Annotated in this window: 19 protein-coding genes and 3 tRNA genes; 8 read left to right on the top strand and 14 right to left on the bottom strand. The window is 37.1% G+C overall.

What is annotated here, in order from left to right:
• Positions 1 to 96: 96 nt before the first annotated feature.
• The 6 genes from AN34_RS09535 to AN34_RS09565 form a co-directional block, all read right to left on the bottom strand.
• On the bottom strand, positions 97 to 387 hold the full coding sequence (locus AN34_RS09535; RefSeq protein ID WP_157263269.1) for a hypothetical protein: 291 nt from the start codon (positions 385 to 387) through the stop codon (positions 97 to 99).
• 40 nt (positions 388 to 427) lie between these two features.
• Positions 428 to 901, bottom strand: a complete 474-nt coding sequence (locus AN34_RS09540; RefSeq protein ID WP_029284690.1) for a hypothetical protein — start codon at positions 899 to 901, stop codon at positions 428 to 430.
• 377 nt (positions 902 to 1,278) lie between these two features.
• A complete protein-coding gene (locus AN34_RS09545; RefSeq protein ID WP_029284693.1) occupies positions 1,279 to 2,016 on the bottom strand; it encodes an SDR family oxidoreductase in 738 nt (245 codons plus the stop codon).
• Positions 2,017 to 2,091: 75 nt separating this feature from the next.
• Complete coding sequence (locus AN34_RS09550) at positions 2,092 to 2,658, bottom strand: Crp/Fnr family transcriptional regulator (RefSeq protein WP_029284695.1); 567 nt, start codon at positions 2,656 to 2,658, stop codon at positions 2,092 to 2,094.
• 464 nt (positions 2,659 to 3,122) lie between these two features.
• Positions 3,123 to 3,479 carry a response regulator transcription factor gene (locus tag AN34_RS09560; protein WP_029284699.1) on the bottom strand — a complete coding sequence of 119 codons (357 nt, stop codon included), beginning with the start codon at positions 3,477 to 3,479 and terminating at the stop codon, positions 3,123 to 3,125.
• A gap of 62 nt (positions 3,480 to 3,541) precedes the next feature.
• Positions 3,542 to 5,275 (bottom strand): ATP-binding protein, encoded by a 1,734-nt coding sequence (locus tag AN34_RS09565; protein ID WP_051666398.1) that lies wholly within the window; start codon positions 5,273 to 5,275, stop codon positions 3,542 to 3,544.
• Between the two features lie 530 nt (positions 5,276 to 5,805).
• On the opposite strand from AN34_RS09565, the gene AN34_RS21610 reads away from it, so the two are divergent.
• Both AN34_RS21610 and AN34_RS09570 read left to right on the top strand, forming a co-directional pair.
• Entirely contained in the window at positions 5,806 to 5,952 is a 147-nt protein-coding gene (locus AN34_RS21610) for a hypothetical protein (protein ID WP_157263270.1), read from the top strand.
• A 453-nt stretch (positions 5,953 to 6,405) separates the two neighbouring features.
• Positions 6,406 to 6,912 carry a GNAT family N-acetyltransferase gene (locus AN34_RS09570; RefSeq protein WP_029284703.1) on the top strand — a complete coding sequence of 169 codons (507 nt, stop codon included), beginning with the start codon at positions 6,406 to 6,408 and terminating at the stop codon, positions 6,910 to 6,912.
• Between the two features lie 535 nt (positions 6,913 to 7,447).
• Here the strand turns inward: AN34_RS09570 and AN34_RS09575 are convergent.
• The gene (locus tag AN34_RS09575) at positions 7,448 to 8,680 is read right to left on the bottom strand and encodes a glycoside hydrolase family 76 protein (protein ID WP_082468359.1); all 1,233 of its coding nucleotides are present in this window, start codon (positions 8,678 to 8,680) and stop codon (positions 7,448 to 7,450) included.
• 491 nt (positions 8,681 to 9,171) lie between these two features.
• Positions 9,172 to 9,540, bottom strand: coding sequence for an Hpt domain-containing protein (locus AN34_RS09580; protein WP_051666399.1), 369 nt, complete (start codon positions 9,538 to 9,540; stop codon positions 9,172 to 9,174).
• 168 nt (positions 9,541 to 9,708) lie between these two features.
• Between AN34_RS09580 and AN34_RS09585 the strand changes: the two genes are divergently transcribed.
• Positions 9,709 to 11,337 (top strand): response regulator, encoded by a 1,629-nt coding sequence (locus AN34_RS09585; RefSeq protein ID WP_082468360.1) that lies wholly within the window; start codon positions 9,709 to 9,711, stop codon positions 11,335 to 11,337.
• Positions 11,338 to 11,668: 331 nt separating this feature from the next.
• Here AN34_RS09585 and AN34_RS21615 read toward each other — a convergent pair whose 3' ends face one another.
• The 6 genes from AN34_RS21615 to AN34_RS09615 all read right to left on the bottom strand — a co-directional run bounded on the left by AN34_RS21615 (position 11,669) and on the right by AN34_RS09615 (position 15,154).
• Positions 11,669 to 11,959: a hypothetical protein gene (locus tag AN34_RS21615; RefSeq protein WP_157263271.1), complete on the bottom strand. Its 291-nt coding sequence runs from the start codon at positions 11,957 to 11,959 to the stop codon at positions 11,669 to 11,671.
• A gap of 123 nt (positions 11,960 to 12,082) precedes the next feature.
• Complete coding sequence (locus AN34_RS09595; protein WP_029284716.1) at positions 12,083 to 12,436, bottom strand: hypothetical protein; 354 nt, start codon at positions 12,434 to 12,436, stop codon at positions 12,083 to 12,085.
• Positions 12,437 to 12,611: 175 nt separating this feature from the next.
• Positions 12,612 to 12,685: transfer RNA gene (locus AN34_RS09600), tRNA-Pro, on the bottom strand.
• Positions 12,686 to 12,736: 51 nt separating this feature from the next.
• A tRNA-Pro gene (locus AN34_RS09605) sits at positions 12,737 to 12,810 on the bottom strand.
• Positions 12,811 to 12,907: 97 nt separating this feature from the next.
• Positions 12,908 to 12,994 (bottom strand) — tRNA-Ser (locus AN34_RS09610).
• Positions 12,995 to 13,075: 81 nt separating this feature from the next.
• Positions 13,076 to 15,154 (bottom strand): HDIG domain-containing metalloprotein, encoded by a 2,079-nt coding sequence (locus AN34_RS09615; RefSeq protein WP_029284719.1) that lies wholly within the window; start codon positions 15,152 to 15,154, stop codon positions 13,076 to 13,078.
• Between the two features lie 118 nt (positions 15,155 to 15,272).
• Here AN34_RS09615 and AN34_RS09620 point away from each other — a divergent pair, with 118 nt between their 5' ends.
• From AN34_RS09620 to AN34_RS09635, 5 genes are all read left to right on the top strand, one after another.
• A complete protein-coding gene (locus AN34_RS09620) occupies positions 15,273 to 16,130 on the top strand; it encodes an SPFH domain-containing protein (protein ID WP_029284721.1) in 858 nt (285 codons plus the stop codon).
• A gap of 128 nt (positions 16,131 to 16,258) precedes the next feature.
• Positions 16,259 to 16,426, top strand: a complete 168-nt coding sequence (locus AN34_RS21420) for an Arc family DNA binding domain-containing protein (RefSeq protein WP_082468361.1) — start codon at positions 16,259 to 16,261, stop codon at positions 16,424 to 16,426.
• Between the two features lie 174 nt (positions 16,427 to 16,600).
• The gene (locus AN34_RS09625; RefSeq protein WP_029284722.1) at positions 16,601 to 17,776 is read left to right on the top strand and encodes an acetyl-CoA C-acyltransferase; all 1,176 of its coding nucleotides are present in this window, start codon (positions 16,601 to 16,603) and stop codon (positions 17,774 to 17,776) included.
• A gap of 3 nt (positions 17,777 to 17,779) precedes the next feature.
• Complete coding sequence (locus tag AN34_RS09630; RefSeq protein ID WP_029284723.1) at positions 17,780 to 18,673, top strand: hypothetical protein; 894 nt, start codon at positions 17,780 to 17,782, stop codon at positions 18,671 to 18,673.
• A 146-nt stretch (positions 18,674 to 18,819) separates the two neighbouring features.
• Positions 18,820 to 20,583 (top strand): peptide MFS transporter, encoded by a 1,764-nt coding sequence (locus AN34_RS09635; RefSeq protein WP_029284724.1) that lies wholly within the window; start codon positions 18,820 to 18,822, stop codon positions 20,581 to 20,583.

Here is a 20,583-nt window from a genome sequence, read left to right on the forward strand (position 1 = left end):
AAAATGATTAGATAGTTTTCATCAATTTGTAATCTATTTTAGAGAAGATAATATCTTAATTGCTATAATTGATCGATATATCTTGCTATTTTATTCTTATTCGATCAATAGTCTCAAATAATTTAAAATAACAATTAAAATAAGTGTAACTAAAATATACCATTGAATTTTATTTACGTTTTTGGCTTCAAATTTCCTTACACAGATCCGGTCTACAATTAAAATCAGTATGGGAAGAGGCAACCACAGTAAATTTACCCAACCTTGTAACCGCTGATTCATTCCAAGCTGGTTGATCATAACAACAGATGAAATGACTAAACCAGATAAGGTAAGCAGACTCAATACAAAGAAAACTGTTATTTTTAATGGCCTGGATGTTGACATAAATTTGGTGTTTAAACAGCATTCAACATAATTATCAAACTTATTTTGATTTTCTTTTGGTAAAAACAACCGTAGATTCCTTCATTATCTTTCCGTCTTCTACAAAACTGCTGAATTCGCATCCATAATTTCTATCCATCATTGAAAAATGGGGCTGAACAGCATAACCAAACCCATATATTTTTTTAGTTGCTTCATCTGCTATTTTTACCATAAGCGTGTCTGTCAGCAGGATATTCTTTTTAATGGTGTAGTTTCTTCGCAGCCTTATTGAATCGGAAAACTTTTTGGGAATTGTATCCATATAATCTTCTACTATTTTACCACTGCGTTGTATTTTTATAGATACCGAGTTTGCTTCTTTCGAAGAATAACCAAAGAAATCAAGCTCTAATTTATCGATACTGTTCTTCTGTGAACATTCCCTTTCTGCCTGCGCAAACTTTTCCCTATCGCTTTCGCATGCAATAAAAAACAGTGGAACAATAAACCATACGGCTTTTTTCAATTTCATTTTAGAGCAATTTTATCTTTTTGAAAAGTTAAATATACGAGGCTATTTATGATCTGAATGAAATAACTTTGACTTTTTGAATGCTCTTAGATCGATAGTATGGAAACGAGCAGATAACGATTAGGAAAAAAAACGCTGATTAAAACATTTGTGTGAAAACAGGAACTCCATGAAGCTAACCCTGAATCATAAATATTGCTATTCACTATAAACATCAGCAAAAAAAGGGACATGGTACTAATTACTTTTTTACCTGGATATTCAATAAATACTTTGCGCTGTAAAACACACAATCAAAAGAGGATGCAGATAGCTCTTTTGCGAAGTTCTGCATCCTGTAGTTCACATTTGGGTGAATTTTTGCCGAAATGCCCCTTTTACCATGGAATTTCACCGGTTACCGGATTGGTTTCTTCACTGAAGAATTTGCCTGTTGGCCCGTTCTGATCAATCAAAGCATATTTTACAATGCGCTTGCCGGCTGCCTCAATGTCCCCTCCATTCTGGTTAGTAAAGTCGGTTTTGGTATAACCCGGGCACACGGCATTTATTTTGAATGCAGTATCACGCAGTTCATATGCCAGATGAATCGTATACATGTTCATTGCTGCTTTTGATGAGCCATATACGGCATATTTTGCATAGTCATAAGCTGGCCAGGCTGTATCACTCTGAAGCGAAAGAGAACCTACACTGGTGCTGACGTTCACAATCCTGGGTTCAGGTGATTTACGAAGTAAATCAATAAAAGCTTGTGTAACTCTTGCCACCCCAAATAAATTGGTGTCAAACGTTATCATCAGTTGGTTGGTTGTCGCTTCAAGTGCAGTATAGGGCATTCCACCATTCACACCTGCATTATTCACCAGAACATCAAGCACTTGTATTTTCCTGCCAATTTGTTGACGAGCCTGCTTTACAGAATCCTCATCTGTTACGTCTAACTGAACGGCTTCTACCTGACTGAGCCCTTCTGCTTTTAATTTTCCGGCAGCCTCAATTCCTTTTTGCAGATCCCGGCTTCCCAGGTAGACGTAAAAATCATTTTGTAACAACTGTCTTGCTGTTTCAAATCCTATGCCTTTATTGGCTCCTGTAATTAATACTGATTTCATTTTATAGTTTCTAAGTGAATAACACAAAAATGTACAGTATAAAAAGAAAATCATTTATCATTTGGTAAAAACTCTTTATCCGATATTTTTTCTTATTCTACTCAATGATTGTTGGGTAATGCCTAAATAAGAAGCAATATAAGCCAGGGGAACACGATTGGTAAGTAAGGGGTAATTCTTCATAAATTCCAGATAACGAGTCGTGGCATTTTGCGAAATTACAGGTCCCTTTCTTGATTTCTGGAACATACACATCTGAACCATTTTATTTTTTATATTGTCCCAACCCACAATAGTATGAGAAAGCTCTTCCCAGCTTTGTTTGGAGAATACGATGAGTTTACATGGCGTGCACGCTTGCAGATATTCAGCAGAAATGACATTTGCCTCTAGATTGACATAATCAGCCACCAGGTTGTTTTCACCAATGAAGCAGCGGGTTATTTCTTCCCCTTTATTGCTATAGTAACATCCGCGTATAACACCTTCTACAATAAAGCCGACCTGATTAGGAATTTTTCCTGCTTCTGAAAAATATTCATCTTTGCGAAGTTCTATTCTCATAGCCATGCTTTCAACAAAATTTACTTGTTGTCTGTTGAGGTTGCCAAACTTTGAAATATAGTCAATCAATTCTTTCATTACCGCAAGTTAATAAAAGTAAAGTGTGCCAGATTTAACATTTGGTAATTTTTAATACACCACATCATTCAACATAGGATTGGGCGTATTGCTTTTTTGTCAGCATTTTTTTTAATCAATACATGAATATTTTTATTCATCGGAAAGAACCTTGATACCGGGTGCTTATAAAGACAATCGCCTCTAGAAATGCAGGAGCTTTTAAGTTTAGGTTAATCCTCATCTTTAAAGCTGTGGTAGTGGCGTGGACAAAAGATGATATGATCAAGAACGGGCAGTTCAAAGCAAGGTTCTAATTTGTACCATTCTTTTGCCTGGATGGACATTTTGCCTGACCAGGAAGGCAGTGGCCTGAAGGATGGTGATGGCTAAGGATGATTTCGCTTGAGCTGGCTTTCAGCGATAATGGCAAAGCGAATTTTAGCATACGTAAGGCCGGCACCTCAACAATGTTGCTATCTGACTTAATTAATAGCAATTTTGATTCGTTCCAGAAGCCAGTCAAGTTCAAATGGTTTGGCGATAAAATCATTAGCAGCACATTTTCCCTTCAAATCTTTAATGCTTGCATGTGCACTCATGATCACAACAGGAATATCATCATTAATCACATCTTTCCTGATCTCATTACATACATCAATGCCTGACCCATCCGGTAAACGCACATCAAAAATAAAAAGATCAGGCAATACCTTCTGATCCCGTTTTCTAAATTCATCAACACTTGCAAATGATTGGACTTCATAATTTTCCAGCATCAATATCAATTCCATCACCTCCCGTATCCCCTGGTCATCCTCTAATAAGATTATTTTCCTCATCTGTGCTTTGGGTTAAAACAAGCTAGCCCGATGATAGTTTCGATTATTCTTTGCAGGATTGTTTATCGGCCCGTCACTTCAACAGGTAAGGTAAACCAAAATGTACTACCCTCACCTGGCTGACTTTCTACACCGATTTTCCCTCCGTGGTTTTTTATGATTGCCGCACTGATATATAAACCAAGGCCGAGCCCTGAAAACTTTTGCCCTTTGTAACTGGTACGATAATAGCGTTCAAACAAGTGGTCCAGCTTTTCTCTTTCTATACCAGGACCAAAGTCTTTTACCATTATTTTAATCTCACTTTCTGATATGGCTGTTGAATGTAGAATAATTTGATCGGAATCTGGCGCATACTTCAGTGCATTGTTGATCAGATTGACCAAAACCTGGGAGATCTGCTGCATGTCAGCCCTGATAACTTGACTTGTATCTCCCAAAATACGCAAATCCTGTTTAATTCCCTTCATTACATGGGCGGAACAGTTTTCAAAAAGGGTTTGGATCGAAAAATGTGAAAGTTCCAGCTTAAGATGACCTTGCTCCACTCTGCTGGTATCCAAGAGATCATTGATCAGCCTGGATAGATTATCAAGACTTTTGATTGCCTGTGCAATTAACGATCCCCGGTTATCCTCGGTTAATCTCTGGTGGGATCGCTCCAGTAATTGCAAAGAAGCCTTCAGCGAGGTCACAGGGGTTTTAAGTTCGTGGCTGGCGATACTAATGAAATCATCCTTGCCTTGAATGATCATTCGCCTGGTGGTCACATCCATGAATGTGCCAATCCCTCCAGTGAGCTCACCTTTGCTGTTAAAGATGGGAGCAGCGTTTATCGAAATGTAAAAGGGTTCACAACCTGGTGGCCTTACACCAATCTCATGGTCATAAACAGGCCGACCAGTACGCATCATAATAGACATGGGATGTTCTTCCGGGGGAAGATCAGATCCGTCCAGACGAATATTTTGCCAACGTGGATCATCATATACCCTATCCAAAATCTCACTGTGGCTAAGCCCCAGGATCTCTTGCGCTCTCGGGTTGGCATAAATGAGTTTGCCTAAATGATCCGTTACCCCAACTCCTTCTGCCATTGTATCCAGTATACCCTGCAAATGCTTTTCGTTTTCACTAAATTTCTCGTTGAGCTGAAAGATCTCATCGTGCGACGACCTAAGATTGTCATTGGCCGCCGTTAAAGTTATATTTCCTTCTGCTATGGTACGGTTTAGCTCCAATAACTTCGCAGTTGAAGCTTCCAGCTTTTGATTTCTTTCCTGAAGTTCCGCGTTAATTGCCTGATACTGCTGGTTTAAGATAGAAAATTCTTTGTTAGCAGATTGCAGTTCCTCATTAAGCCTGTCCTGCAACTTCTTTTTTTTGCTGATTAGGTTCCAGGCCATCACCCGCTCACTTACATCTACTGCAGTGTGCAGGATACAGGTAATATTTCCATTAGCATCCTTTATGGGTTGATAAACAAAATCGAAAAATGAGGTACACCATATCCCTTTTTTTTCCATCGTAGCAGCGGTATCAGCTGCATGGTAAGCTTGCCCAGTTTGCCAGACATTTTTGAGTATTGCAGTAAACGGTTGCGCTTTCATTTCCGGAAGCGCATCTTCAAACCGCATACCAACAACAGATTCATTCTTCCCCCAAATCAATAGCATAGCAGGATTTGCTAATCCTATGATGAGATCAGCGCTGGTGTAAATCGCAGTAGCATGAGTAGACTGCTCTAATACCTCCGAGAATATATTGTTCTGAAGGTGAATGGATGATGAGCACATGAATATGAAAAAAGCAATTTAATTTGGAAGATCAAATATCACCAATTATTTAATAAGCAACGTAATCCAGTTAACGCAAACTTACAACCTGAAAGAATATATATCATATAAAGTATTGACTTTAAAATCCTTTACATTCAGTATTCTTAACTCAGTCAGGAGAACAAAATCGACTGCCAGTCAGTATATCCAATCAAACCATGCTCCTGTTCAAAGGTGCCCCGGTAATATGATTTTTAGAATCGATAAAATAAAAACATAAGCCCATAAACCGTTAAATAATTAATGGCAAGATGGGTGTATACTTTTTGGAAAAAAGTTGCTGAGCAAACTGACCGATGCCAGCCGGATTTATCAAACTATATTATTTATCAATAAATCGCTACACCTCCATTAGTCAACTACAAATGATTAAAAACTAAAACAAACCCTGTACTCAAACCGTTTAATAAGTATGACATTTAAAGCACTAATCATCGTTGGAGTAACCATTGGCTTCATCTCCTTTTTTGGCGTTCGAAAAATCATTTATGATAATCAGATATAAAAAAAGCCTGAAGGTACTTTTATTTATCGCCGCATTGCTGCTGCTTGGATTAGGCATACTTTACGTCCAAAAAGATACACTGTCACGCATGGGCGAAGTGCATGGAAAAAAGGGAAGTCAGCAACCTTAATGACTTTGATATTTTTGCTTTACATCTTGTGGTGAACTAATATATACTCTTTAAGTGAAGCTTAAAGCCGATCACTTTGAGCGTATACCAGAATATTAAAAGTGAAAATGAATATTAGAATAGTTATAAGCTTCTTTTGCAGTACGGAGTAATGATCAATAAGCTTCATATCATACGAGTCCAATCCCAATGAACGGATTGGGGATTATCTCTATTGATCAGGTAACAAGTAACTTCGGGGGGGGGCGAAATACAACATGGGCATCCAGGAGCAATTGATCACTTCATCCCAAACCAATGATACCAGCATCATAAAAATTCCATCTTTTAATTTTGCCTTATATTATTGATTTAATATTTTAGCGTTATATAAAATCGAAGCAAACTGCTTTGTAAAAAAACCACCCTTTGATTTAAATAATAGAATTTTTTTAAGGTCAGAATGATCAAATTATGATGATACAGTTAACCAGTATAAATGATATTGACCCAAAAAAAATTCAGCATTTGGCTAATAACTATGCTATTAAAAAGAACCTTAGAGATTCTTTTCCACATCCTTATTCAGTGGAAGATGCCACAATCTTTCTTGAATTAGTATCCAATGGCTTGGTAGGTCATGTATTTGCTATTTCTTTGAATAGTGACTTTATAGGTATTGGCAGTATAATTCCACAGAACAATGAACATCGAATGAATGCTGAAATCGGTTACTGGATTGGAGAAGAGTATTGGGGAAAAGATTATGCAACAGAGGCAGTTAAATTATTGGTAAAATTCGCGTTTGAGAAACGAGACATTTTTCGGGTATATGCCTATATCTATGATTTTAATAAGGCTTCAATGAGGGTTTTAGAAAAATCTGGATTTCGAAAAGAAGCAATTCTTCATTCCTCCGTTATTAAAGAAGGAAAACTGACCGATGAACATTTATATAGTATTTTAAAACAACAGATTTAAAATCTTAACATACAGTATTTATATAACTTTAATTTATAACCATTATTTGAAAATGATGAATTAAGATACAATGCCCAAACTGCCAATCAGATATTGAATTTAGTGCGCAAGCATTGATTATGGGTGCAGTATTCGAATGCCATACAGGTAAATCGCAGTTAAAGATGCCATCCTCAGATGTAAATCGGATCAAAAAAGTTAATGATGTGCTGAATGATATTAAGAATAAATCTTAGAAAGTTTAAACGGATCTCTTATCATCATGATTGTAAAAAGTTAAATAAAGCTAATTTTTATTTACACATAAAATCCTATCAATAGCAGCTTGGTCAGCTGTATCACCATGTTATTGTGGGTATCAGTTAAGCTTCCTGTTACTTGAACAAAAAAGATACAATTCTTAAGAATCATCCTGGTCTAGCCAAGATAGTATTCAAAGCTTCAATACTATCTTAATTGATAGCATCTGACAATGATCTGATAGGCAGGAATCCCAAACCTACCAGATATTATAGCTAAGGTTTTACCATTGCAATTAACGATAATAATAAATACCATTCATCATGGCCACGCCACAAGTGGTTTCAAAAGCATTACGTACATTATCAGGTGTGTGTGTACCCCATATATTCCACATTAAACCTTGTGAATTACGGATTGACCAAGCCTGAGCTGCATTTGCATCAAGCCAAGCCCCATAATTGCTTACGGTACCCGTATTTTTTACAAAGAGACATGCCCATCTTGCAAATATGCTTTTCATGCCCTGGGTATCTGCAACTGCGTTTTCATCTTTCAGTATCCCACCAGACTGATTGCACATGCTGTCATGCGCATAATCCATTGCTTTTAAACCCATAGCTCGGTAATTGACTGAAGGATAATCTCCACGCAAAATATCGCAGGCACCGATAAAAGTGCCTTGTGTATAAGAGAGTGCCCCCTCAGTGATATTCCCTGCTTTGTTGATGGCACCTTTAACTTCACCGGTAGAAGCATCATAAAGCTTCAGCACTATCCAATCCATAAGCTGCTTGGCCCTGCTTTTATAAACGGGATCACCTGTAGCCTGATACAACAACATTGCACATATCACAGCCGGTGCATTCACGCAAGTATTTTTAGTCTCATTAGCGGTGGTCCACCATAATCCTCCTCCTAAAAATTGTGTATCCCAGGCACGGTTCCACATCATATTAAAATTATTTTTTGCCATATCTAACATCCCGCCATCATTGGTGATCTTAAATGCCCGAATACACATTAAAGCGCCCCATACCACATCGTCATTATAGATGTTATTGGACCAAAGTAATCCATAGCCATCCCTCACGCCATTATACAGATAAATGATCTTGTTTTTTAAATCATCGCTAGGGTTGATATTATAGGCATCAATAAGCATCTCAATGGCCTCCTGCTGGGTCCAGAAATCCATACGTCCGGTGTGGTTATCATCCTTCCAATAATACGCTTTATAAGATCCCCCATACGTACCATACTGGTTATAAAAATGATTGTTATAGACTTGCATAGCAAAAAGTGCCTCACTTCTGGTCGGCACGGAAACACTTACCAGACCAGCGGTATTTGATTGTATAGCCAGTGCTGCTGACAATTCAGGTCTGCTGGGTTTCTGTTCCTTTTTACAGCTGATTAATTGGGTGGCTAACACAAAGGCATAGACTACAATTAACTTTCTGTTTCCACAAAGCCAATCAGTAAGTTTAAAAGTACGTTTTAACGCTTTCTTTTTGTCTGTTTTCATAATTTAGGTAGTTATATTTGGTTATTTTACTAGACTTTTTGGATCAGCTAGCGACGTTAATTGCTTAAAGATATAAAAAAGCTGGCCTTTAAATACCGACGCTAATCAGCCCAATTATTTCCAATGATATTCCATACTAAATCTAAAAAAGACTTTTAAAAAATATAAAAAACTGATTATCAGTAAAATAATTTTTAAAAAAATTTAAATCAGTTATTTATATGTTGGCGATAATCAAAAATATATAAAGCAACTAATACATATTTCAGAAGTTTTTATATAGTATTTTATGATGACAATATTGTCATTTACAAAAAATTCACATTTGCGGCTGCATACATTACTAATGGGACTAATTAGTAAAGGACAGATTTGATCAAATTACAATCAAAGCATACTAATCCTGCTAGTAAGAGAATAGCAATTAAATGGTTAGTGATGAAGTGATGAGTTGTGCCTTGTTTGCTTAATAAGTGTACTTTCTACGTGTTTTACTGAAATTTGCTTTTGTACTCGAGTAATTGTGCAGTTAATATAGCTATAGGTAATTTTGCTTCTTCGAAACACATTGACAGCGTTTTCATATCCATATGCTCAATCGCCTGTTGTTCAATATTTTTAAGATTTTCAGTGATATCTGCTCTACCTAAGTAGCTAAATGATGTCTTCATTTTGTGGACAGTAGATGCAATTCTATCCCAATTTTGATGAGAAATAGCATCTTCTACCGCTAATAGCAATACTGGCGTTTGAGAAATGAAAAGATCAATCATGGTTAAAATAAACTTTGGACTATTACCAGACATTTTTTTAAGAAATGAAAGATCTAATGGATTCTCAATTTCGTTAGTGTTATTCATATTAAGCTAATATCTTTTTATACAAGTCCATAACTGATACTTTATCATAACGAAATCGGTCGACTTGAATTAATCATATTAAGTAAAACAATTACATTAAATATACTATTAGCATCCTTAACAATTTAATTAAACAATAGTTTCCCATTAGCCATCCCCTATAAAAATATGATAAATATTCTCATCGTCGACGATAACCCCAATAATGTTATAATGTTAGAATCTGCTTTAGAAAGAGATGATATCAGAGAATATTCAACAACGTCACCTAAGGAGGCCCTTCAAATGTGTACCGATCATTCCATTGATATTGCACTGATCGATGTAAATATGCCGGAACTATCAGGATATGATCTTCTACAGGCCATCAAGCAAGATCCTTTAACTTCCGGGATTATGGTGGTACTTATTACCGGGTATTCCATGAGTACTCCAGATGTGGTGAAAGGTTTATCGCTTGGGGCGGTAGATTATTTATTTAAACCTCTTGATTTGCATGTTACTATCGCTAAAGTTGATTCAATTATTAAATTGATTCTCCAACGAAGAGAAATAAGCAATAAAAACCAGCAGTTGGTAGAATATCAAAAACAGCTACTAGAAGCAGTTTCAATGGCCGAGCAAAGCAGACTGGCAAAAGAAAATTTTTTCGCAAACATGAGCCACGAGTTAAGAACTCCCTTAAACGCTATTTTAGGTTTGATCAACATTTTTGAAACTTCAAAACTTGATAATGAACAAATGAAGATTTTGAGCATGCTTTCATATTCTTCAAAGCTGTTACTTGGCCTGGTTAATGACATTCTGGATATATCTAAAATTGATGCTGGAAAGGTAAAAATTACCAAGACAGAAACCGACTTAACAAAACTGCTCAATGATATTTGTGATTTGACGCGACCTTTAGCAGAAAGCAAAGGACTTGTCTTAACCTGTTCTGTTAATAGTGATATCCCTGAGGTGATCATGGCTGACACCTTAAGGCTTAACCAGATCTTAATCAATTTAATAACCAATGCTATAAAATTCACATCACGCGGTAGTATAAAGCTCGTCGTTTCAATCTCAGAAATTCAAGACTCACAAGTATTATTGAGCTTCTCTGTTTCAGATACCGGGATTGGGATACCTAATGAATTGCTTGGCCAAATATTCGACAGATATGAGAAACTGGATAATACCATAGAAGATAGCTTTGGATCCACAGGCTTAGGCTTGTCAATAGTTAAAAAACTGACTGACCTGAAAGGTGGAAAGCTAAATGTGGAAAGTATTGTGGGAGAAGGCACAACATTTACCTTCACCAATTGGTACAAAATCCGTCATGTAAATAAGGCTGCAGATGAAATAACTAAAGAGACCTCAACAGTTCAACCTTTTAGAAATATTGCATTGTTACTGGCTGATGATGACCAGATTAATCGGTTTGTTATTTCACAAATGCTCTCTAATTGGAATATCCAGGTAGACGAGGCTGAAAATGGGCTGGATGCTTTCAATAAAGTTAAATTCAAGAAATATGATATCATATTAATGGATATCCATATGCCTGTCATGAATGGCATCGAAACGACAAGAATGATTAGGAATGAGTCATCTGAATTGAACAAATCTATTCCTATAGTGGCATTCTCCGCATCCATTATGGAGAAAGACAGGGAAGAGGGACGCGCTGTTGGAATTGATGCTTATATTCAAAAACCAATAGAACCTGCAGATTTATATGCGCAAATATCAAGTCTTTTGGTTCTGGATCGTTTGGGCGAAAGAAATAAATTTGTTGATAAGTCATCATAATGCATTAAACAACTAAAAGAGAAGGTCACTATAAATAGCTGCGACTTAAGCAAAACATAAAGAGAGCCAGTAAAAATCATGCTTTACTAAATTTACGGTTCATATTATATTTCCTTTACGAGCGCTATGTCTCAAACGCAATTCCTTGCCTGTAACACACTTTTACTATTGTGCCAGTTTGAAAAACGGTGTTCCATTCCACCACAATATAAGGACCTTATCTTGTTCTTTGTCTACCAATTCTAAGCGTCTAAAGGCCTATAGTATTGCTTTTTTGACTAATATATTCCAGATGACCAACATTAATTTTCTGGCATTAACCATTAGCGCCTTATTGTGGTTCATCCACTAAGCTAGCCGGAATATCTGCTGTTTTAGGGCTCATCCTGTTCATTGTGATCATCAGAATGTTGATTTCTCTAAATCGCTCAGTTCCAATGCTAGTCCTTAGCAATGAAGGGATAACCTCGTGGGTCACTGCAGTGAGCAAGGCAGCAGGTTTGATATACTGGAAAGATATCCTGAACATTTCCCTCACCAAAGTGGTATAAAGCTCTCCATTGGATAAAGCTGTTTCATCAATACTGAGCCGGGACTTACATTCTTTACGAAAAGCATCCAATCATACGCATGTGCTTTCTGGTTCCAATAACTATAATCGCTGATATGCTCTTTATATTGCTCCTGGAGCTGTTTGCCATCTACTTGAAAATAATGTCCTAAATGATAACAGCTAATGGGATGGTTATCCAAATATTCCTTTTAAAAAAAGACCGAATTCCGTAGTCATCCGAGCCCCTTTTCTTACCAAATCCCAATCCCTGCTGATGATATCGCCAGTCTTTTTTACGGTCCACCTGCGCCTCTTGATACGTAAGGCAACTTTTTGTCCACGGATAGGAAAATCCTGAATGGCAACTTCCGGAAGAAAGCCCTTTGATTCAAGCTCAGCTATCTGATAGCCAGAGGGAGCTGTATTCTTTTCTTCCAAATAGATCTGAAGCTCTTTTGACTCTTTTTCTACTTTGAGTATTTCGAAATAATCCAGAATACCTTCTGGCAATAAAAAACTGATAAGCGTTTGTTCGGCTGGATTCAAGGGATATGTAGTTCTTATAAACTACAAAAGAAAGAAATTATTTTATTCCCCCCAACTTTTCCGCTTGATCCCTTTTCCGCTTGATCCGATCCTTGATCCTCTTTCATTCAAACTAATACCAATAAAAAAACAAAACCCCCTAAATTTATTATTTAGAGGGTTCTTTCTGTTTTCGTCGGGATGGCAGGATTCGAACCTACGACCTCCTGCTCCCAAAGCAGGCGCGATACCGGGCTACGCTACATCCCGAACTTTGGTATCACCTTTTTATTTCCTTTTGAAAAGTGGATTGAACTTTTGTCGGGATGGCAGGATTCGAACCTACGACCTCCTGCTCCCAAAGCAGGCGCGATACCGGGCTACGCTACATCCCGAACTTGGTATCTCCTTTTTATTTCCTTATTTCTAAGGGTTGCAAAGTAACGATTTTAAAATGACATATTCACTTTTATTATTACTTTTTTTTTTGAGCGGAGAGGGCGGGATTCGAACCCGCGGTACCGTTACCAGTACGACAGTTTAGCAAACTGTTCCTTTCGGCCACTCAGGCACCTCTCCTTTTCAACCTCTAAATTTGTCCTACCGACCTTGTTTTGAGGTCTGCAAATATAGTAAAACAAGTTATTCTACAAAAAAAAATTACAAAACTTGTTGATAATCTATCCGCACATGATAGATGCTCATCAGCATCGTCTTGAATATCAATTTGATAGTTTCAATATCTTTTAATGTTAAATCGCAGTTATCTAACTGATTTTGCTCCAATTTATAGTTAATTATCCTTTCAACGATGTCATTTATGTTCTGCGCATCCGGATTTTTTAGACTTCTTGAGGCTGCTTCTACCGAATCGGCCAACATTAACACACCTGTTTCCTTACTAAAAGGAATCGGTCCGGGGTAGCGGAAAATATTTTCGTCCACAAATTTTTCAGGAGAATTTTTTAAAAATGACTGGTAAAAATAATCTACCCTTGTATTGCCATGATGTGTTCTAATAAAATCGATAATCGCTTCAGGTATTAAGTTTTTCCTCAAAATCTCAATTCCCTTGTGCACATGCTGAATAATAATCTGCGCACTCTGTTCATATGGTAATTTATCATGCGGACTCACAGCTGTATTTTGATTCTCAATAAAGTATTGCGGGTTATCTACCTTTCCTATATCATGGTAAAGTGCCCCTGCCCTCACCAGCACAGAATTACCACCAATTTTAAATATTGCAGCTTCTGCCAGGTTTGCTACCTGCAAAGAGTGCTGAAAGGTACCAGGCGCTTTAAAGGCCAGCTCACGAAGTAATTTATTGTTTGTATTGGTTAACTCAATCAAGGCCACATCGGAAGTGATTCCAAAAATACGCTCAAATAAATAGATTAGCGGATAAGCAAGAAGTGATAACAATACACTAAAGATAAAAGGAATAAAATTCGCCCACTCAATTTCACGGAAAGAACCTTCTCTCAATAATGCAATCCCTACAAACGAAACAAAATAAGCCAGTAATATAAATAAAGCAGACACCAGGAATCGTTCCCTTTTAACGAAATTTTTAATACTAAAAATGGCAACCATCCCTGCCGTAACCTGATAGAAAACAAATTCGAAACTATTCGCTACAAAAAAACCTGCAATTAAAATCACCAGCAAATGAAGATAAAGCGCCAGCCTGGTATCAAAAAGGATTCTGATAATAATAGGCACCACACAGAATGGAATGTAATATAAACTCGGTATTTCCATTTTAATAGCCCAGGTAAGCGCCAGCAGCATGCCTGTTGTTACAATCAGAATTAATGACAGCTGACGGTTATCAGAGAAAATATCCCTTCGGAAAAGAAAAAGAAAAGACATCAGGATGGAGAGCATAAAACTTACCAACACCACCTGACCAAGGTAAACCAATGCCCGGCTGCCAATGGTTTTCGTCTGTGCATCGTAAGTAGCTTTGTATGATTCCAGTTTTTGATATATTTCATCATCAATCACATCATTTTTTGATACAATCAGCTCGCCTTTCTGCACCATTCCCTTCGTAGTTGAAATATTATCAACAGTATTTTGCTGAATAACCTGCGTTAACCGCTCATCAAAAATAATATTTGGGGTAATGTGGTCTTCTGCCAGGTTAGCGACCAAATCGCTCATTACCTGGTTGGGTGAAATAAAATTATGCTTAAAATAGAGCAATGCCGTTTCAGTGGTAAATACGTCCTGTGTATTTTTTTGCTTCGCCACATTATGCTCCATCAGGGAAAAATCGTAGTTTTTACCATTTGTTTGTTGCTTGGCATTTAAACTGATTACGCCCCGCTGATAAATATTATCAAGCAATCGGTATGATTCTGTTTTAAATTTGACCTTATCGTTTTCATCCAGCTGAGTAGACTTCCATTTGATATCAAACTCATTGGTAAAAGCTTCTAATGCATTCTTACTGATCGACTGATCATACTGGTAAACTGGTAAAACATCTTTGAGCGCATTCTTTTTATCAATACTAACCTGTGGATTGGTTTTTAAAATAGCGAAACTAAAGGGAGAGATTAAGTCTTTATTCATCCACACTTTTCCCTTTTCAAACTCGTATCTAAACCGGGGTTGTTTTGGAAGAAATAATGTAATTACGAAAACCGTAAACAACATCATCACATACTTTAGATTGGATGAATACTTACGATATAGAATTTTATGTGAATTTTTCTTGATTTTGGCCAAAACGATCTGATTATTATATTGTCAAAAATAGCATTTTTATCTAATATACATTTTAATCATTTTGTTTGGAATTACCAGGTTTTATAATTTACTTTATGATATCAAATTAATATCAACCATGTATCAGGAAAAAATCATTAGCCCGCCATCAGGGTATTTAACATTTGTATTATCTATATTATTATTAGTCGGTTCAATATTCTGCTTTATTTCCGAATCCTTTATTGCTGGAGGCATTATATTGGCTGTAGATCTTTTCCTGGTTTTCCCGGGCTTTCTAATTATCAACCCTAACCAGTCTATGGTATTAACTTTATTCGGGAAATACACCGGAACGGTAAAGGCAGATGGTTTTTTCTGGGTAAATCCACTTACCGCTAAAAGAAAATTATCACTAAAAGCGAACAACCTTAACGGCCAGCAATTAAAGGTAAATGATAAATTGGGTAATCCGATTGAAATTGCAGCTGTTGTGGTGTGGAAGGTTAATGAAACGGCAAAGGCTGTTTTCGCGGTAGAAAATTACATGCAGTATGTAAACATTCAAAGTGAAGCCGCAGTAAGGCACCTGGCTAACATATTCCCTTATGATCATGCTGAAGGTGAAGAATCCAGCATCACTTTAAAAGATGGCGCAGAACAGGTGAGCGAAATTTTAGAAAAAGAATTAACTGAGCGACTTTCAAGAGCAGGAATTGATGTTTTAGAAGCACGTATTTCTCACCTGGCTTACGCACCAGAAATTGCCAGTGCCATGTTACAGCGCCAACAGGCTACAGCGGTAATTGCAGCCAGAAAATTAATTGTAGAAGGTGCTGTAGGAATGGTTGAAATGGCTTTAGAAAAGTTATCAGAAAAAGGAATAGTTGAACTTGATGAAGAACGTAAAGCTGCTATGGTGAGTAATTTACTAGTAGTTCTTTGTGGCGACAGGCACGTGCAGCCAGTTGTAAATACAGGAACGCTTTATAATTAAGATGGAATTTGAGGAAAAACAAAGCTTAAAAATATGGTGGTTATACCTAATCACCGGTTTAAGCATTTTTCCTACAATAGTAAAATTGATTTTTTATAAGGGAGGACTTATTCAAGCAATTTATAGAGATGGCGGAGAAAGATAAAAAAGCTTTTGTATTAAGGATTAACCCTGCTTTATTAAAAGAAGTAGAAACATGGGCTGCAGATGAATTCAGAAGCACTAACGGACAGATTGAGTTTCTTCTGAATCAAGCACTTAAATCACGGAAAAGAGGTAAAGTAAAAGAGGAATAAATGCCAGATTTCTGCAGAGATATGCATTGCTGTCTAATATAAATTTAATAGCATTCTTCGTTTTACTTTAAGAGCTGCTAAGAGTTCATCCTAAAAATAACATTTGATTCATTTTCTCCAGTCAAAAAATGTATAACTTAGTGGCCTAACCAAAAGTTCATAAAATATTTATTCATGAAAGAAGTTGTAATTGTATCAGCTGTAAGAACGCCTATTGGCAGTTTCGGAGGCACATTATCTCAATTTTCTGCTACTCAATTAGGTGGTTTCGCCATCAAAGCCGCAATAGAAAAAGCAGGCTTAACACCCGAACATATTCAGGAAGTTTATATGGGCAATGTGCTGTCTGCGAATTTAGGGCAAGCACCTGCCACTCAGGCAGCAAAATTTGCAGGCTTACCAGATTTACCAACAACCACTATAAATAAAGTTTGCGCATCGGGTACGAAAGCCATCATGTTAGCGGCACAAAGCATTGCCAATGGCGATCAGGATATTATTATTGCCGGCGGCATGGAAAGCATGAGCAATGTGCCGTATTACTTAGATAAAGCCAGAAATGGTTACCGTTTAGGTCATGGACAAATTACCGATGGCCTAGTTAAAGATGGACTTTGGGATGTTTACAACGACTACCATATGGGGTCTGCAGCTGAACTTTGTGCCAGCGAATGCCATATCAGCCGCGAGGACCAAGATAGTTTCGCTATAGAATCTTATAGAAGAGCACAACAGGCACAAACCGCCGGAAAATTTGCGGGCGAAATCATTGCCATCGAAGTAAAGGATAAAAAAGGTGAGATTACGATTATTGATACGGATGATGAACCTACAGCTGTTAAGTTTGATAAAATCCAATCATTAAAACCCGTATTTAAAAAAGATGGAACCATTACTGCAGCCAATGCTTCTACGCTGAATGATGGCGCAGCAGCTTTAGTGCTGATGAGTGCAGATAAAGCAAAAGAACTGGGAATTAAACCTCTGGCTAAAATACTAGGCTATGCAGATGCGCAACAAGCGCCTGAATGGTTTACCACAGCCCCTTCAAAAGCCATTCCTTTAGCCTTACAAAAAGCAAATATCGATATTAAAGACGTTGATTATTTTGAAATTAATGAGGCTTTTTCTGTAGTCTCCATTGCGAACAATAAAAAACTAAATTTAAAAGAGAATCAGGTAAACGTAAACGGTGGAGCAGTTTCTTTAGGCCATCCGCTTGGTGCATCCGGAGCAAGAATAGTGGTAACCTTATTGTCTGTTCTGGAACAAAACAATGGTAAAATTGGTGTTGCAGGCATTTGTAATGGTGGTGGTGGTGCCAGTGCCCTGGTAATTGAGAAAATGTAAGAAATGAACATTAAATATTATTTCTTTCTTATCGCTGCTTTGTTGAGTTTTAATATAAAAGCTCAACAAAGCAATAAAAAACTTGATGTTTTCCAGGATTCCCTGATCAGGATTTCTACAGCTACTATAGCAGCAGAAACGGATATTAAAAAAACGGCAAGCAATAGCGCCTTTGTAAAAACCTTAGTTGAAGCATTAAAAATACCAAATTCTTTTTCCTATCCTTTTGATTCGCTAAAGAACGTTTCCGTAATTAAATCGCCCGATAAGTCTTTCCGGATTTTAAGTTGGTATGTTCAACAGGAAAATGGCACCTACCGTTATTTCGGAACCATTCAAATGAATACGGGTAACGGGCCGTTAAAATTATATCCGCTCATTGATCAAACTGACAACATCACAGATGCAAATGCAGTAACCAATAATCAAAAATGGTTTGGGGCACGCTATTATGAGATGGTTGCGGTAACCAGTGGAAATCGTAAACCTTATTATGTTTTGCTGGGATGGAAGGGAAATACACCAAGCACCACCAAAAAGGTTATCGAAATTCTTTCCTTCGATCAGGAGCAAGTAAATTTCGGCGCACCTGTTTTCGATGGTAAAGAACTGAAGGATAAAAACCGGATAATCTTTGAGTATACCAAATCAAATGCAATGACGCTTAAAGTAGATCAAAAGGCAGGTATGATTGTTTTTGATCACCTTGGCCCTTTCGATCCGGAGATGGTAGGCAAATATGAGTTTTATGGATCGGATGGTACCTTTGATGGATTCAAAATTATGGGTGGAAAACTTAAATTACAAGAAGGGCTGGAACTGAATAACGATCCTCAAGCCATGGATGAACAATATGCCGATCCAAAGAAAAATGTTAAACCCATCAGAAAGTTTTAACCTGGGCCCTATCTTAACCTCTTCATTACCATTCCCATAACTTAAAAATTTGTGAGTTTGCCCTTCGCTGACTATATTGCGCCTTGCAAACAAGCATAAACAACACACAAATTCTGAATTCATAAACTAAAACCAATAAATGTTTTATGCATACATCCCTTGAAACCAAAGACGATTTCTTTAGCAGCAAAGTATTGGGTCATCCTTCCGGATTATTCGTACTTTTCTTTACGGAAATGTGGGAAAGATTTTCGTATTATGGTATGCGGGCTTTGCTCGTTTTATTTCTAACATCATCTATACTGGGTGATAATCCAGGTTGGGGCTGGCCTCGTGAACATGCTTTAGCTATTTATGGCTCATATACTTCCCTTGCCTACCTTACGCCTATTCTAGGAGGATATATTGCCGACAGATTTTTAGGTTATCGCTGGGCAGTTATTATTGGAGCATTTTTAATGACATTGGGCCATCTTTCGATGGCTTTTGAGTTTAATCCAATTTTTATGTACCTGGGCTTATGCCTTTTGGTATTGGGTAATGGATTTTTCAAACCCAATATGACTTCCATCTTATCTCATATGTACAAAAAACATCCGGAGAAAAAAGATGGTGCCTATACCATTTTCTATATGGGTGTAAATTGTGGCTCATTTTTAGGAATGCTATTATGCGGTTACATTGGTGAAAAAATAGGTTGGAGCTATGGCTTTGGTCTGGCAGGTATTTTCATGTTTGTTGGCATGCTACAGTTTTATTTCACTAAAAACATTTTTGGCTCTATTGGTTTAAAACCAGTTAAAAATGAAGAAAAATTGGATGAAGACGAACATCCTGCTGAAGCCAAACGAAATCCATTCTCTATTATTGACATTGTATTAATTGTTTTTATCGCTGTTATTGGTCTCGTATGGATCATTAATGATCCTTACTCTAAAGTTTCGGGACATACGGTTTTCAACTTTTCTGTAGGTAAGCTAACAGGTGATAACTTCGCCATTATTTTAGCTTTAAGTCTCTTTATTTTCGTACTGATCAAAAGAATAGTTCAGTATACGCCACAGCTTAGAGATAAAATGATTGTGGTTATTGTACTCGCCTTTGTGGCTATTTTCTTCTGGGCATCATTTGAACAGGCTGGTGGTTCCATGACCATTTTTGCTAAAGATTATACCGCCAGAATACTGGAAGGAAATTCAAAAATCATTTTTAACATAGCCAATACTTTAATTACAATTATTCCGCTAACAATCATTTCTTACGTATTATTTAAATTATTCAGACAAACATTCTCCAGGTTTGCATTAGGCAATATCATTTTGGCAGTTGGCTTTGCAATAATATGGTGCATGGTGATATATATGCTAAAAAACCAATATAGCGCAGTTAAAACTGAGGTTCCAGCCACCTGGTTTGGTATCCTAAATTCACTATTTATTATTTCATGTGCACCTATTGTATCCAAACTTTGGGAAAGCAAATATAGTCCGACTGCAACCGTTAAAAACGGTATAGGCATGATCTTATTAGGCATTGGTTTTGCGGCACTGGCTTATGGTTCCAGCTCCATACCTGCAGGCGCTAAAGTGGCATCCGTAAGTATGATCTGGCTTATTTTAGCTTACTTCTTCCATACCATGGCTGAATTGTTTATCTCTCCTATTGGTCTATCCTATCTGAGTAAACTGGTTCCTGGCCGTATGATTGGAATCATGTTTGGTATCTGGTATTTAGCGCTGGCTATCGGAAATAAAATTGCAGGTACCATGGGTGGTATGATTGATAAAATTACAGCGCAATACTCCATGTCTACCTTCTTCCTCATCTTCACGCTTATTCCTATAAGTTTGGGTATCTTTATTATGTTGCTTACGCCAATAATTAAAAAACTAATGCACGGGGTTAAATAA

Origin of the sequence: Pedobacter sp. R20-19, assembly GCF_000708265.2 — a bacterium.
Classification (GTDB): Bacteria; Bacteroidota; Bacteroidia; order Sphingobacteriales; family Sphingobacteriaceae; genus Pedobacter.